14 protein-coding genes are annotated in these 14,488 nt (G+C 41.6%); 12 read left to right on the top strand and 2 right to left on the bottom strand.

Annotation, left to right across the window (positions count from 1 at the left end; genetic code table 11):
* Positions 1–142: 142 nt before the first annotated feature.
* The 6 genes from murA to SAZ04_RS05095 all read left to right on the top strand — a co-directional run bounded on the left by murA (position 143) and on the right by SAZ04_RS05095 (position 6,117).
* Positions 143–1,426, top strand: coding sequence for a UDP-N-acetylglucosamine 1-carboxyvinyltransferase (gene murA, locus SAZ04_RS05120; RefSeq protein WP_332692063.1), 1,284 nt, complete (start codon positions 143–145; stop codon positions 1,424–1,426).
* A gap of 336 nt (positions 1,427–1,762) precedes the next feature.
* A complete protein-coding gene (gene glpX / locus SAZ04_RS05115; RefSeq protein WP_332692060.1) occupies positions 1,763–2,728 on the top strand; it encodes a class II fructose-bisphosphatase in 966 nt (321 codons plus the stop codon).
* A 382-nt stretch (positions 2,729–3,110) separates the two neighbouring features.
* Positions 3,111–4,382, top strand: a complete 1,272-nt coding sequence (gene rho / locus SAZ04_RS05110) for a transcription termination factor Rho (protein WP_332692057.1) — start codon at positions 3,111–3,113, stop codon at positions 4,380–4,382.
* A gap of 171 nt (positions 4,383–4,553) precedes the next feature.
* Positions 4,554–4,799 (top strand): type B 50S ribosomal protein L31, encoded by a 246-nt coding sequence (locus SAZ04_RS05105; RefSeq protein ID WP_332692054.1) that lies wholly within the window; start codon positions 4,554–4,556, stop codon positions 4,797–4,799.
* A gap of 158 nt (positions 4,800–4,957) precedes the next feature.
* Positions 4,958–5,578 carry a thymidine kinase gene (locus tag SAZ04_RS05100; RefSeq protein WP_332692051.1) on the top strand — a complete coding sequence of 207 codons (621 nt, stop codon included), beginning with the start codon at positions 4,958–4,960 and terminating at the stop codon, positions 5,576–5,578.
* 71 nt (positions 5,579–5,649) lie between these two features.
* Positions 5,650–6,117 (top strand): hypothetical protein, encoded by a 468-nt coding sequence (locus tag SAZ04_RS05095; RefSeq protein WP_332692048.1) that lies wholly within the window; start codon positions 5,650–5,652, stop codon positions 6,115–6,117.
* Positions 6,118–6,186: 69 nt separating this feature from the next.
* Here the strand turns inward: SAZ04_RS05095 and SAZ04_RS05090 are convergent, their stop codons facing one another.
* Both SAZ04_RS05090 and SAZ04_RS05085 read right to left on the bottom strand, forming a co-directional pair.
* Positions 6,187–7,152: a nuclease-related domain-containing protein gene (locus tag SAZ04_RS05090; RefSeq protein WP_332692045.1), complete on the bottom strand. Its 966-nt coding sequence runs from the start codon at positions 7,150–7,152 to the stop codon at positions 6,187–6,189.
* A 339-nt stretch (positions 7,153–7,491) separates the two neighbouring features.
* Positions 7,492–8,808 (bottom strand): FAD-dependent oxidoreductase, encoded by a 1,317-nt coding sequence (locus SAZ04_RS05085; RefSeq protein ID WP_332692042.1) that lies wholly within the window; start codon positions 8,806–8,808, stop codon positions 7,492–7,494.
* A gap of 398 nt (positions 8,809–9,206) precedes the next feature.
* Between SAZ04_RS05085 and prfA the strand changes: the two genes are divergently transcribed.
* From prfA to SAZ04_RS05055, 6 genes are all read left to right on the top strand, one after another.
* On the top strand, positions 9,207–10,277 hold the full coding sequence (prfA, locus tag SAZ04_RS05080; RefSeq protein ID WP_332692039.1) for a peptide chain release factor 1: 1,071 nt from the start codon (positions 9,207–9,209) through the stop codon (positions 10,275–10,277).
* A gap of 10 nt (positions 10,278–10,287) precedes the next feature.
* Positions 10,288–11,148, top strand: coding sequence for a peptide chain release factor N(5)-glutamine methyltransferase (gene prmC / locus SAZ04_RS05075; protein WP_332692438.1), 861 nt, complete (start codon positions 10,288–10,290; stop codon positions 11,146–11,148).
* Positions 11,149–11,407: 259 nt separating this feature from the next.
* On the top strand, positions 11,408–11,635 hold the full coding sequence (locus SAZ04_RS05070; RefSeq protein ID WP_332692036.1) for a hypothetical protein: 228 nt from the start codon (positions 11,408–11,410) through the stop codon (positions 11,633–11,635).
* Positions 11,636–11,778: 143 nt separating this feature from the next.
* Positions 11,779–12,420, top strand: a complete 642-nt coding sequence (gene spoIIR, locus SAZ04_RS05065) for a stage II sporulation protein R (RefSeq protein ID WP_332692034.1) — start codon at positions 11,779–11,781, stop codon at positions 12,418–12,420.
* A 224-nt stretch (positions 12,421–12,644) separates the two neighbouring features.
* Complete coding sequence (locus SAZ04_RS05060; RefSeq protein ID WP_332692032.1) at positions 12,645–13,088, top strand: GNAT family protein; 444 nt, start codon at positions 12,645–12,647, stop codon at positions 13,086–13,088.
* A 223-nt stretch (positions 13,089–13,311) separates the two neighbouring features.
* Positions 13,312–14,373 carry an L-threonylcarbamoyladenylate synthase gene (locus SAZ04_RS05055; protein ID WP_332692030.1) on the top strand — a complete coding sequence of 354 codons (1,062 nt, stop codon included), beginning with the start codon at positions 13,312–13,314 and terminating at the stop codon, positions 14,371–14,373.
* Positions 14,374–14,488: the final 115 nt, after the last annotated feature.

The raw sequence follows: 14,488 nt of genomic DNA, 5'->3' as shown, positions 1-14,488 counted from the left end.
CTTGCTATGGCATTTTTTTGTTATTTCCGTTACAATCAGACACAGAAAAACTCGTTACATTTTCATTGATATGGTTATAATGAGAAGAAAGAGAGCTATTTGTGTGCCTTACTGAAAATGCACCAATGGAAGGGATGCGGTTATGGATAAATTAATGATTCAAGGCGGTTATCCGCTAGAAGGTACAGTACAGATTAGTGGAGCTAAAAATAGTGCAGTTGCCTTAATTCCAGCTGCCATTTTAGCAGATTCGCATGTCACAATTGATAATCTACCAGAGATTTCTGATGTTCATTTACTTGCTGAACTATTGCGAGAAATTGGTGGAGAAGTTGAACTTGGCAAACACGAAATTACAGTAAACCCAGAAGCGATGATATCGATGCCACTTCCAAACGGTCGAGTGAAGAAGTTACGTGCTTCTTATTATTTAATGGGTGCGATGCTTGGAAAGTTTAAAAAAGCAGTCATTGGCCTTCCAGGCGGTTGTAATTTAGGTCCTAGACCAATTGATCAACATATAAAAGGGTTTGAAGCGTTAGGCGCAAAGGTCACCAACGAACAAGGTGCGATCTACTTACGTGCAGAAGAATTACGTGGTGCTAGAATTTACCTTGATGTCGTTAGTGTGGGCGCAACGATCAATATTATGCTTGCTGCAGTAAGAGCAACAGGACAAACGATTATCGAAAATGCGGCAAAAGAGCCAGAAATTATTGACGTCGCTACGTTGCTAACAAGTATGGGTGCCAAAATCAAAGGGGCAGGAACGAATGTGATTCGGATCGATGGAGTCGATTCTCTTTCAGGATGCAGACACTCGATTATTCCAGACCGGATTGAAGCTGGTACGTATATGATCATAGCGGCTGCGGTCGGCCAAAAAGTAGTCATTGATAACATTATTCCGTACCATGTCGAATCACTTATCGCCAAGCTTAGAGAAATGGGTGTTACCATTGAAGAATCTGATGATAAATTGTTAATACATAACAATAGAGAGAAAATAGGCGTAGATATTAAAACACTTGTCTACCCTGGCTTTCCAACAGATCTACAACAACCATTTACAAGTCTACTTACTCAAGCAGAAGGGACGAGTATTGTAACAGATACGATTTATAATGCTAGATTTAAGCATATTGACGAGCTGAGACGCATGGGTGCAAACGTCAAAGTTGAAGGCCGCTCTGCAATTATTAACGGTAAAACAAATCTGCAAGGTGCAAAGGTCAGAGCGAGTGACTTACGCGCAGGAGCTGCCCTTATTGTGGCTGGATTGTTAGCCGAAGGGATCACAGAAGTGTCAGGCCTCGAACACATCGACCGCGGATACGCCAACCTAGAAGAAAAACTAATAGGCCTCGGCGCGAAAATATGGCGAGAGAAAATGACAGAAGAAGAATTGGACCAGGTGAAGAGCTAGAGAGTTAGTGGAAAAGGGCCGAACTTGCCCTTTTCCACTAACTCGAAGCAATGAGCGGAACCGCTGCCATCTTTTAAGCTTTTAGTAGTGGTCTTCTCCTAAAAGCGCGCAGCGAGAGGAGCCATTGCCACTCTCCGCTGAGAAAAGGGCCGAACTTGCCCTTTTCCACTAACTCGAAGCAATGAGCGGAACCGCTGCCATCTTTTAAGCGTTTAGGAGTGGGTTTCTCCTAAACGCGCGCAGCGAGTGAAGCCATTGCCGCTCACCACCGAGCCGAAGGGCCGACCTTGCCCTTTTTTTCCACTCTCGACAATTAAATACACTGGGGGGAGCAGAATGGAAAGAAGCTTATCGATGGAGTTGGTTCGAGTAACAGAAGCAGCTGCACTTGCATCAGGTCGTTGGATGGGACGAGGCAATAAAGATGAAGCGGACCGTGCTGCAACAGAAGCAATGCGTGATGTATTTGATACGATTCCTATGAAAGGAACCGTTGTCATTGGCGAGGGAGAAATGGACGAGGCTCCAATGCTCTACATTGGAGAAAAGCTAGGAAACGGTTATGGTTCAAGAGTCGATGTTGCAGTCGACCCCCTTGAAGGAACAAATATCGTTGCCTCTGGTCAATGGAACGCACTAGCGGTACTTGCAATTGCTGATCATGGAAATCTTCTGCACGCTCCAGATATGTATATGGATAAAATAGCAGTTGGACCAGAAGCTGTTGGCAAGGTTGATATCAATGCTCCAGTACTAGATAACTTAAAAGCGGTTGCAAAAGCGAAAAATAAGGATATTGCAGATCTTGTCGTTTCGATTTTATATCGTGAGCGTCATGCAAAGATGATCGATGACATTCGTAAAACAGGTGCAAGAATTAAGTTGCTTTCAGATGGAGATGTTGCTGCTGCAATCAACACGGCATTTGGAGATACGGGTGTTGATATTATGCTTGGTTCTGGTGGGGCACCAGAAGGCGTGATTGCTGCTGTTGGGTTAAAGTGTTTAGGTGGAGAGCTCCAAGGAAAACTTATACCAGCGAACGAAGAAGAATTACAGCGTTGCTTAAAGATGGGCATCAAAGATGTGAACAAGGTGCTTCATATGGATGACCTCGTTTCAGGTGATGATTGTATTTTTGCTGCAACAGGAGTAACGGATGGAGAGCTACTTAAAGGTGTCCGTTATCACGGTTCCACAGCTACAACACAATCACTTGTAATGCGCGCAAAATCAGGCACTGTTCGTTTTGTCGACGGAAAGCATAGTATGAAAAAGAAACCAGATCTAGTCATTCGTTAACCTCACCCAGAGAAAGTTTGGTGAATACATTTTCGGCTTTCTTTGCGTGTTATAAGAGGTTGTTGAAAAAGAGGTTTTTTTTCTTTTTGAACAACCTCATAAATGTTTTAGTTGAATATTTCGCTACATTATGGTTAAAATAGTATATATGTTCGATTTTGTTTTTTTGAGACTTATCACCGCTTTCATCTCCAAGAAACCTCGATTCTTCCTTTACACTTTATGAATGAATTCCTTAAAGTTTAAAGTATAAGATTACTAGAATAGTGAGGATGCATAACGTTGTATGTTTCCTGTTGACTAAGAACAAACATTAATCCGGTTTTGCGCGAGAAGTATACGTGTGAATGGATTTATTACCTATAGAAGTGTGGTGTTATGAATGGGAGTAAATATCTCAGAGTTAGAGAGTATGAAGCTTAAAGAGCTTTATGGACTTGCTAAAGAGTACAAAGTATCCTATTACAGTAAATTGACAAAAAAAGAATTGATTTTTGCGATCCTTAAAGGACAAGCAGAGCAAGATGGCCTTATGTTTATGGAAGGTGTTCTTGAAATTATTCAGACAGAAGGTTTCGGGTTCCTAAGACCGATTAATTACATGCCAAGTTCTGAAGATATTTATATTTCAGCTTCGCAAATTCGTCGCTTTGATTTACGAAATGGAGACAAAGTTTCAGGTAAGGTACGACCACCGAAAGAAAATGAACGGTATCACGGATTATTGCATGTAGAAGCTGTTAATGGTGATGCACCAGAAACATCACGAGATCGTCCTTATTTTCCAGCTTTAACACCGCTTTATCCTGAGCAAAAGATTGAACTTGAAACTGTGCCAGGCCGTGTTTCTTCTCGTATCATTGATATGATTTCCCCAGTTGGTTTTGGTCAACGTGGATTGATCGTCGCTCCTCCAAAAGCCGGAAAAACATCGTTGATGAAAGAAGTAGCTAATTGCATAGCGGAAAATCATCCTGATGTGGAACTCATTGTTCTTTTGATTGATGAGCGTCCTGAGGAAGTTACCGATATCGAACGTTCTGTAAAAGCAGAAGTCGTCAGCTCAACGTTTGATGAAGTTCCAGAAAATCATATAAAAGTAGCAGAGCTTGTTCTTGAGCGAGCAATGAGACTTGTTGAGCATAAAAAAGATGTCGTCATCCTTATGGATAGTATCACTCGTTTAGCAAGAGCTTATAACCTTGTGATTCCACCAAGTGGCCGTACATTATCTGGTGGTATTGACCCAGCGGCTTTTCATCGTCCGAAGCGTTTCTTCGGGGCAGCTCGTAACATTGAAGAAGGCGGAAGCTTAACGATTTTAGCGACAGCCCTTGTTGAAACAGGTTCTCGTATGGATGATGTCATTTACGAGGAATTTAAAGGTACAGGAAACATGGAATTGCATCTTGACCGTAAATTGGCTGAACGCCGCATCTTTCCATCAATCGATATTCGTCGTTCTGGTACACGGAAAGAAGAACTTCTTTTGCCAAAAAGTCAGCTAGACAAACTATGGGCCATTCGCAAAACGATGACAGATTCACCAGAATTTGTTGATCAATTTATTAAGCGCGTGAAAGAAACGAAGACAAATGTCGACTTCTTTGAAGCGATGGATGAAGAAATGAAACGAAGAGGGAAACGTTCGTAATTGTAGACAGAAGGCAACACTCGATCCTTTTTTTAGAAGCTACCTGGCAGAAGCCAAGTTTTTCTATTGAAAATTGAGTTGATTTTTATTGGTCAACTTGTTATAATTTCGACATGTGTGATTTAGATAACTCTGTTTCGAAGAGATTCAGGGCAAAAGGAGATGAAAGTAATGAAACAAGGAATTCACCCTAAATACCAAAAAGTGGTATTCTTGGATACAAGCACTGGTTTTAAGTTTCTATCTGGTTCAACTAAAGGATCAGCTGAAACAGTTGAATGGGAAGATGGCAACACATACCCACTTCTAAAAGTTGAAATCAGCTCGGATTCTCACCCGTTCTACACTGGTAAGCAAAAGCTTACTGATATTGGTGGACGTGTTGACAAGTTCAAGAAGAAATACAACATGAAGTAAATTGTATAGACGAACAGGCAAGCGCACAGCTCTTGCCTGTTTTTTTTGCACATACTATTGATAGCTACGTGTTAATTAGGAAAAAATTCAAACATTTACGGGCGCTGAGACCGGTAAGATAAACGTATATATTTAAGTTGTAAGGTGGGGTTAATAAGATGCACGTTATGAAACAAGAAGGCTGGATTGAAGTCATTTGCGGGAGTATGTTTTCAGGGAAATCAGAGGAACTCATTAGACGAGTTCGCCGAGTTAGTTTTGGGAAGCTTCGTGTCCAAGTATTTAAACCGGAATTGGATAACCGTTATAGTGAAGAAGAAGTGGTTTCTCATAACGGAACGAAGGTTCTCGCAACTCCAGTAGCCAACTCTTTAGACATTTTAGATATAGTGAAAGAGGATACGCAAGTTGTGGCGATTGACGAGGTGCAATTTTTTGATGAAGACATTCTCGCCGTCGTCGATAAGCTTGCATGTAGCGGAGTTCGCGTCATTTGTGCAGGTCTTGACCAAGACTTTCGCGGCGAACCATTTGGACCGATTCAGCGTTTAATGGCATTAGCGGAAGAAGTCACTAAGCTACAAGCTGTTTGTCCTTGTTGCGGATCTCCAGCTAGCCGAACGCAGCGCTTAATTGACGGCAAGCCAGCCTCGTATACGGATCCAGTTATTCTTGTTGGTGCATCAGAATCATATGAGCCGCGTTGTCGTCATTGCCATGAAGTGCCGAATAAACCACAATGTTTATCTGATTTTGCTGTTAAGTCTGGTCAAATCTAACAGCGAGATACGGAAGATGTTTGGGCATACTATTCATACAGCCCATTTCGGTAGCATGGAGGTGTTCTGACATGGACAAAAAATGGTTAAGCTGTGTTGCGGTCGGTCTTTTTCTAGTGACTGGTTGCAATGATCCAGAGCCACCACAGGCGCAAAGTAAGACCGTCCAATCACAAGCGAAGGGGTCAGTTGCATATGGCTTGCTCGGACCAGGGCCCATTAACTATGGAAGCTTGTATCGCCAAACCCCGACGTATGATCATATGGGTGAAATAAATTCAGGGACTAGCTTTAAAACGCTCAATAGAGAACGTAGACATCTAGGAAATGATCAAGAGTTGATTCGCCATATTATTGAAGACGAATATGGAATGAATGCAGGTGTGGTCGTTATTGCTGGCAGTCATGCTTTTGTCAATGTGACTCCACCAGCAGGAATGGATGAAGAAAATAAGAAAGAAACAATGGGAAAGTTAAAGCGGTCTCTTCTGCTGGAGATTCCCAGTTACCAGTTGCATGTAAGTGAGAAGGACGCCTAGGTCGGGCGTTCTTTTTTTGATAAATGTATGAGTTATTGTCGATTCTTGTCCCGGGAAATAATTGTGTTTTCAACCTTCGATCAGAAAGTAAGTACGTCCTTTTTTCGAACCGGTGTAGCTAAAGCTAGTAGAGTGGAGAAGACGGTTACAGACAAATGGTGAAGCTACTTGAAGAAAGTCCATGGCCTCGCTGTTGGTAATGGTAGTACTGAATAGAAGAGAATAGTCTGTTAAAGCATCAAAATGAGCATTTTTCGTTTTGATTAAGCATGTTGGGCAAAACCAGTTTCCATGAATACGTTTCATTGGCAAGTAAGTGCAGTTAGGACATTGGACGCCACTTAGAAGTTCCTTTTTGGTTAATTGAAATTGTTCTAAGATCGCAGCCTCTCTCGGAGTATGTTGTTTTAAAATAAGCCTTATGAGCTTTTTGATTTCTTTTTCGGAGTATTTTTCGTCTTGATACGAGTTATTTAGGTGTTGCAATTTACCAGGTAATGCATCGAGATGGGATACCTTTTGAGCAATTTTCTTGTTTTCCGGTGTTGTTCGAATGATGGCTTGAGGATGGCTTATGACAACAAAAGAGATTAGGGGGATATCGGGGAATTTATGAGTTTGTAACCATTCTCTTAATTGAAATTCCTGTCTTTGTGTTTGGATAAGCGGATCAGGAAAGCGATCCTCTTTTTCATCAAGAGTTCGGATAAGCTGGTTAAAGGATGGATCGAAAAATAGGGTACCAGCGATGTTTTTTACTTCTAAGAGTAAGATGAAATTTTGCGAAATGACGAGTGAATCGATTTGGAAGTAATAAATATTATGAAGGAGTCGAAGATCATGAATGATAAAATATCGATGTTCTGGAAGGAAGCTTAAAGGATAATCAATTGAATTTTCGCCTCGATAACCGGCTAATCGTTTTGCGAGTGTTTCTTTGATTGCAGGGATCTTTGGATGGTTTGGTGGTGTTCGTCGAAGAAGAGCTTGTAACTTCTTGATGTGGAGTGGAATTTCTCTTTTTTTAATAATCATAGCCTCACCTCACTACTGTTTTGATTCAATATTACGACAAAATAGTTAGGAATTCCTGCTTGAAAATGGATTTTTTATTAAAGAGAGGGGTTATGACTTGAAGGTGAGAAAGGTGAGAAAATTTAATCGCGATTTTCGAAATATAACAGCGAAAACGAAAATATAACAGCGATTTTCGAAATATAACAGCGAAAATCAAAATATATCAGCTATATTCCTAAAATAACAGCGAACAGCCTTTTATAGCGAGTGTTTAGATGATATCAGCGGTTTTTTATGCGTAAAAGCGAAGCGGAAGCGGTATGGGGCGCTCCATAGTCCCCACGCCGCACTACGCACTTACTTCTTCCTTCTCGCGACTTGCTGAATAGGATCCCACACGCCGTTGTAGGGTGGGGCATATGCTAAATCTAAGTCTTCTAGCTCAGATATCCTCATCCTGTGATAAAGAGCGGTTGCGAGCACATCGATTCGTTTATCAACGCCCGCTTCGCCGATGATCTGTCCACCGAGCAATACCTCGGACTCTGCATGGTAACTAAGGCGGATATCCATCTTTTTCGGTTCTGGATAGTAACCGGCAATATGCGGTATCGATGCGGTAACCGTCTTAAAGGGATAGCCTTGTGCCTCAATCTCCGCTTCGGATAAGCCAGTCCGCGCTAGCGTCAAGTTAAAAAACTTAATGATCGACGTGCCAACTATTCCTTGGAATGGACGAGGGGCGCCAATCATCGCGTGTCCGGCGAGTCGTCCTTGTTTATTCGCATGTGTGCCTAGTGGGATATAATCATCTCGCTCTTTCACGAGGTGATACTGAGTCGCACAATCTCCGGCTGCGTAAACATCACGAATATTTGTTTCCATAAATCGATTCACTTTAATCGCGCCGTTTTCATGCAAATGAATGCCTGTTCCTTCTAGAAAACTTGTATTCGGCTTCACACCAATGGCGACAACAACGAGATCAGCTTCCAATGTTCCTTTATCGGTCACAATTTGCTCAACTCGGCCGCTGCTTCCACCTTGAAATGACTCGACCGATTCATTCAGACGTAGAGAGACTCCGTGCTTTTGCGCTTCTTCACCGATTTTTTCACTAACTTCTTTATCAAAAATTCCAGCTAAGCGTTCTCCGCGCTCGATGATTGTTACCTCTTTGCCAAGTTCAACAAAGTTCTCAGCCATCTCAAGTCCGATATAGCCTCCGCCAATGACAGCAATCCGAGAAACGCCATCTAAATCTGCGACTAATGCTTTTGTGTCGGGAATCGTTTTAACAGAATGAATCCCTTGTAAATCGGCTCCATCCCACGGAGGAACAATGGGGCTTGCCCCTGTTGCTACGAGCAGCTTATCATAGCTCACAGAAAAACCATTACCGGACACAAGTTTCTTTTCTACATCAACAGCCTTCACTTCATGATTGATACGAGCGTCAATGCCGTATTTATTGCGGAACGTATCAACCGAACGAGCAATAAGTGAATCAAAAGAATCAATCACGCCGCCAGCGACATAAGGAAGTCCGCATTGAGCATAAGAATAAATTTCACCCATTTCAAGAGTCGTAACCTCTGCTGACTCATCTCCTCGAACAATTTGCATCGCGGCACTCATACCAGCAGCATCTCCACCGATAATCACGTACTTCATCGACATCACTCCTTTTCATGTTACTTTTCCCCATTTCACTTGTAGTTAAGCAAAAAATGGGGAGACTACTAGGACATGATAAAAAGAGGTTGCGCCAAAAAGGTAAAAATCGAGGCCACTGAAAAAGTTAAAAAGCAACCTTTTTCAGTGGCCTCTAAAAATCGGCCTTTTTGCTGAGAGAGTAGAAGTGGCAATGGCAATGGCTCTGCTCGCCGTGCGCTTTTTGAGAAGGTCGCTCAAAAAGCTTAAAAGATAACGGCGGCGCCGCTCATTGCATCGAGGACATTCAAAAAGGTAAAAATCGGCCTTTTTGAATGTCCTCTCACATTGACCCGACTGTTTCTGTATACTATAATTAGACTGTTATACACTGGAAAATCTTAATGAGGTGAAAAGCCGTGTTAGAGCGTTTGCAATCAGTAGAAGATCGTTATGATCGACTAAATGAATTACTTAGTGATCCCGATGTAATAAATGATACAAAAAAGTTACGTGAGTACTCAAAGGAACAATCAGATATTCAAGAGACTGTCCAAACATATCGTGAATATAAAGAAGTAAATGGACAGCATAAAGATGCGAGAGCGATGCTGGATGAAAAGCTTGATGATGAAATGTATGCAATGGTGAAAGAAGAAATTGAAGAGCTTGCCGATCAAAAAGAAAAGCTTGAAGCGAAATTGAGAATTCTACTTCTTCCAAAGGACCCGAACGATGATAAAAACGTAATCGTTGAGATTCGCGGGGCTGCTGGTGGAGATGAGGCGCAGCTGTTTGCTGGCGACCTTTACAAAATGTACAGCCGTTTTGCTGAAGCACAAGGCTGGAAGACAGATGTGATTGAGTCAACGACTACAGAACTTGGCGGCTTTAAGGAAATTATTTTCAGTGTCAATGGTGCTGGTGCTTATTCAAAGCTAAAGTATGAGAACGGTGCCCATCGTGTTCAACGTGTTCCGTCAACCGAATCTGGCGGACGTATTCATACATCAACGGCCACAGTTGCCGTCTTGCCTGAAGCAGAAGAAGTGGAAGTTGAAATACATGACAAAGATATTCGTACGGATACGTTCACATCTAGTGGCCCAGGTGGACAGAGTGTTAATACGACGATGTCTGCTGTTCGCCTAACGCATATACCAACGAACACGGTTGTATCGTGTCAGGACGAAAAGTCACAAATTAAGAACAAAGAAAAGGCGATGAAAGTTCTTCGTGCACGTGTTTACGATAAAATCAATCGTGAAGTGCAAGCAGAATACGATCAAAATCGTAAGCTTGCTGTTGGTACAGGGGACCGTTCAGAACGAATTCGGACGTATAACTTCCCGCAAAGTCGTGTAACCGATCACCGTATCGGACTTACGATTCAGAAGCTTGAGCAAATTTTGCAAGGGAAGCTAGATGAAATTATCGATGCATTAATTTTGGAAGAGCAAGCGGAAGCGATGCAAAATGCAGAGCAGTAAGATGAAACAAATGACCATTCGTGAGGCCCTTAAATGGGCTTCTTCTTTTTTAAAGGAGCGTAACCTCGAACAACCAGTTGCTGAGTGGTTGCTTCGTCATTACTATCAAGCCAATCGCGCAAAGCTGTTCATGATACTGGACGAAGCAATCGAACTTGAACTAGTAACAAGATTCGAAAAAGATCTTGAACGTCACGCGCAAGGAGAACCTGTTCAGCATATTATCGGCTATGAAGAATTTTATGGGAGACGCTTTATCGTGAATAAACATGTGCTAATACCGCGGCCTGAAACAGAAGAGTTAGTCGTAGCAGTCACGGAGCTAAAACAGAAACTTTTTCAAAAAGAAAAAATAAAGCTTGTTGATGTTGGGACAGGAAGCGGAGCGATTTCGATTACGCTTGCGCTTGAGGATGAAACGTTAGACGTTTTGGCTGTTGATATTTCGGCAGAAGCACTTGACGTTGCAAAGCGTAACGCAAAGGAACTTGAGGCTCAGGTTACATTCAAGCATGGTGATTTACTCACGCCTTTGCTAGAGGAAAGTGTGCAAGTGGAGGCGGTCGTATCCAATCCCCCGTATATACCGCTCAGTGATGCGCCCGGTCTAGCTGTTCATGTCAGAGATCACGAACCTCATTTGGCGTTATTTGGTGGGGAGGATGGGCTTGATTTGTACAGACGTTTCATGGAGCAACTTCCACACGTGTTGAAAGAGCAGAGCTTAGTTGCTTTTGAAGTTGGGGTTGGCCAAGCTGAGGTCGTCAGAAAAATGCTCGTATCGACGTTCCCTCATGCAACGACTGAAATAAAAGTTGATATCAATGGCAAGGAACGCATGGTATTTGCTTATGGGGATATGAGAAGTTGATGAAAATGGGCTGTCTGGCATACAAGTATTGAGAGAATGAAATCGTAAAGGTTTCATTCTTTTTCTATATTAATTATGTAGAGAGTCGGTGACAGAAAGAAAAGGGAAGTGCTTCTTCAGATATATGTGAGCTATTAAAATTAATTTTTCCGAGCCGAGGACGTAAAGGAACGCTTTTTTCTTTGAGAAAAAATGAATAAACGACAATATGAAGTTAACTCTATATACATGATAAAGAATGAAAAAAGGAGATTGCATCGTGAAACCATATGAAATAAAACAGATGATTATTGATGACGGGTTTGATGGCGAAGAAGCGGTGACAGCTGATTTTACTCACAATCATAACGATTATCGTATTACTTTTAATAAATCTGATCTAGAAATTATTAATACTTGGCTTTTTGAGGATGAAACATCGATTCCAGCAAATTTATCAGACGATATCATTGAATCAATAAGGGAAGATGTTAAAAAGAGGATCTAGTTGAAGTCTGAGGAGGTAGCACTGGCTCCGCACGCTGCTACGAAACTATTCAAAAAAGATAAAACCCAATCTTTTTTGAATAGTTTCTGTTTAAAATTCTGCTTCCCTGTCCACAATGATTTGTGAAGGGGCGGTGCTTACGAATGAAACCAAATGTTATTATTTATCTATTATTCTCTTTATTTGTCCTTATCATGAACTGGGAATCTCAAAATGCAGTGGCGGTTGCGTCTTTACATAATGAAGTGAGTCAAGAAGAGGCTGTGCGTTTGCGAATCCTTGCTAATAGCGATGCGGTAAAAGATCAGGCGTTAAAACGCGATATTCGTGATGAAGTGAATGCGGTAATTACCGAATTGGTTATGGGTGTTCATGATTTAAATGAAGCAAAAACAATGATTGAAGACAATCTAGTAGAAATTGAAGAGATCGTAGAACAAGAGTTACATAACATGGGGCTTGAGCAGTCGTTTGAAGTCAGTTTTTCAGAAGTTCAATTTCCAACAAAGCTTTATGGCAATATTGTTTATCCAGCTGGTTTATATGATGCGGTAGTCATTACGTTAGGTGAAGGAAAAGGTGAAAACTGGTGGTGCGTATTATTCCCGCCATTGTGTTTTCTTGATATGGCGAACGGTGATGCTGTAGAAGCAGAAGTAGAGACGGAAGACGCAGAACAAGTTGAAACCGTTTCGCAAGATGAAGAAAATATTGAAGTTTCGTTTTTTATAGTAGAAATCTTTTCCAAACTAGTAGATCGTATTTTTTCATCTGAAAAAGTTTAAAAAGGGTAATCACTTGATTAACCTTACTGTATTCTGGGTAAGAGAGTTAAAATGGTTAGGGAGCAAGGACGATGAAGGCTTACGCCTGAGTTCGATCTTCGATTAGATAAGAGTAAGAAAGATAGTTAGCATTAGAGGGACCTAGCGGGAGCCAAGTTTTTCTAGCATATTTGCTTCACATTCCACATACATATCTAGTACTAGATTTAGAGAGGGTGGAGCGAATGACTATTGTCGTACGGAAGGCGAAAGAGAAGGACATGCTTCCTATTCAAAGGTTGGTTGCAAAAGCTGGTTTGCGTGATGAAGGAATTGATCAATCGATAAAAAGTTTTCTTGTTGTTGAGGATCAAGAAGAGCAATTAATTGGAACGGTTGGAATCGAGCAATATAAAAAAAATGGTCTGCTGCGCTCGCTTGTATTAGACTCTCCAATTTGGAATGCAAAGCTCAGTTTGGAATTTTTACAGCTGACATTAAAATATGCCGAGGAGCAGCATATTGAAATGGTGTATCTTTGTGCGAAGGGAACAAATGCATTGTTTCATCAATTAGGCTTTCGTGAAGTTGCAAAAAAAGATGTGCCTAGCGCGGTGCAAAGTTCTCCACATTTTAAACGGAATGCAAAGGCCGAAACTAAGGTGTGGGCATGTGAATTACTGGATTAATCTGTTGATAACTGGATAAATATAGATGGTTACCCACAAGTTACCCACAGCTGTGGGTAACTTTTTTTAGGTGATGAATGCGAACAGTGTCGAAAAGAGGAGGGCATTTGTTTAGATCTTTCGTTATTCCCTTTGAATGGCAAGGGTTTGTGTCGAAAATGAGTCATTTTATTGACATCAATAGACATCCCTTGCAAAATGGAGTAGATAGGAGAGATGAACTGTGAGTTATAAACAAACGAAATGTTGGAATGTGGATAACTTTTTTAGTGGGGGAGAAAACCTCACGTGGATAAAGGAAGCGGCGCTGTGGATAACAAAAGGTGAGGTTGTAGCATTTCCGACGGAAACGGTCTATGGCTTAGGGGCAAATGCGTTAGACGAACAAGCTGTGAAAAAAATATTTGAAGCAAAAGGACGTCCAAGCGATAATCCACTGATTGTCCACATAGCTGAACAACATCAACTAACGGATCTTGTTACTGATATTCCTGAAGTTGCTCATACACTAATGAAACATTTTTGGCCTGGGCCATTAACAATTATTTTGGAAAAGAAAGATACAGTTGCGCCAAGTGTAACAGCTGGACTCGACACAGTGGCGGTGCGAATCCCTGATCATCCTGTTGCAAGAGCACTTTTGCAAGAAGCGAATGTGCCCGTTGCAGCACCGAGTGCAAACTTGTCAGGAAAACCAAGCCCAACATCAGCAATGCATGTGTATCATGATTTAAAAGGGAGAATTGCTGGCATTCTTGACGGCGGACAAACTGGCGTGGGAGTCGAATCAACAGTTCTTGATTGCTCAAAACCAACACCGATTTTGTACCGACCAGGCGGCGTTACGAAAGAGGAGATTGAAGCTCTTATCGGTCCTGTTCACCTAGATCCATCACTGCATTCAGAAAATGCTGCACCGCTATCACCAGGAATGAAGTACACGCACTACTCGCCAACTGGTACGCTCTATTTAGTAGAAGACCAAACCAAAATCGCGTCACTAATCAAACGAGCGCGAGAAGAAGGAAAACGAGTTGGTGTCTTAACAACAACAGAAAACGAACACAAGTACGAAGCTGATGTAATTGTTGCCTGTGGAAGTAGAGAAAATCTAGCATCTATCGCGAGTGGACTATACGAAAGCTTACGAATGTTTGATGAAAAAGAGGCCGACATTATCTTTTCCGAAGTTTTCCCATATGAACACCTCGGAATCGCCATCATGAACCGACTTGAAAAAGCAGCCACTATGAATGAATTGGGTGAGGATTTCCCGTGCTCATAATTATTAAGAAAAAAGACCACTTTCCCTTTTGAGTTAAACTTAATAAATTAAATGTAGTTGATGTCGTTTCCATATTTTTGGGAGCTGTTCCAAAGAAGTGTCTATTTCTTTTTGG

It is taken from the genome of Halalkalibacter lacteus (assembly GCF_036663595.1).
Taxonomy (GTDB): domain Bacteria; phylum Bacillota; class Bacilli; order Bacillales; family Bacillaceae_D; genus Halalkalibacter; species Halalkalibacter lacteus.
The sequence above is the reverse complement of the archived record's forward strand: the minus strand, read 5'-3'. Positions and strand labels throughout refer to the sequence as shown.

What these genes read in the sequence shown, in the direction of transcription:
- SAZ04_RS05090 (WP_332692045.1), bottom strand. Translation starts at nt 7,152, where the DNA reads ATGATTATTAAAAAAAGAGAAATTCCACTCCACATCAAGAAGTTACAA.
- rho (WP_332692057.1), top strand. Translation starts at nt 3,111, where the DNA reads ATGGGAGTAAATATCTCAGAGTTAGAGAGTATGAAGCTTAAAGAGCTT.
- SAZ04_RS05105 (WP_332692054.1), top strand. Translation starts at nt 4,554, where the DNA reads ATGAAACAAGGAATTCACCCTAAATACCAAAAAGTGGTATTCTTGGAT.
- SAZ04_RS05060 (WP_332692032.1), top strand. Translation starts at nt 12,645, where the DNA reads ATGACTATTGTCGTACGGAAGGCGAAAGAGAAGGACATGCTTCCTATT.
- SAZ04_RS05095 (WP_332692048.1), top strand. Translation starts at nt 5,650, where the DNA reads ATGGACAAAAAATGGTTAAGCTGTGTTGCGGTCGGTCTTTTTCTAGTG.
- glpX (WP_332692060.1), top strand. Translation starts at nt 1,763, where the DNA reads ATGGAAAGAAGCTTATCGATGGAGTTGGTTCGAGTAACAGAAGCAGCT.
- murA (WP_332692063.1), top strand. Translation starts at nt 143, where the DNA reads ATGGATAAATTAATGATTCAAGGCGGTTATCCGCTAGAAGGTACAGTA.
- SAZ04_RS05085 (WP_332692042.1), bottom strand. Translation starts at nt 8,808, where the DNA reads ATGAAGTACGTGATTATCGGTGGAGATGCTGCTGGTATGAGTGCCGCG.
- prmC (WP_332692438.1), top strand. Translation starts at nt 10,288, where the DNA reads ATGACCATTCGTGAGGCCCTTAAATGGGCTTCTTCTTTTTTAAAGGAG.
- SAZ04_RS05100 (WP_332692051.1), top strand. Translation starts at nt 4,958, where the DNA reads ATGCACGTTATGAAACAAGAAGGCTGGATTGAAGTCATTTGCGGGAGT.
- spoIIR (WP_332692034.1), top strand. Translation starts at nt 11,779, where the DNA reads ATGAAACCAAATGTTATTATTTATCTATTATTCTCTTTATTTGTCCTT.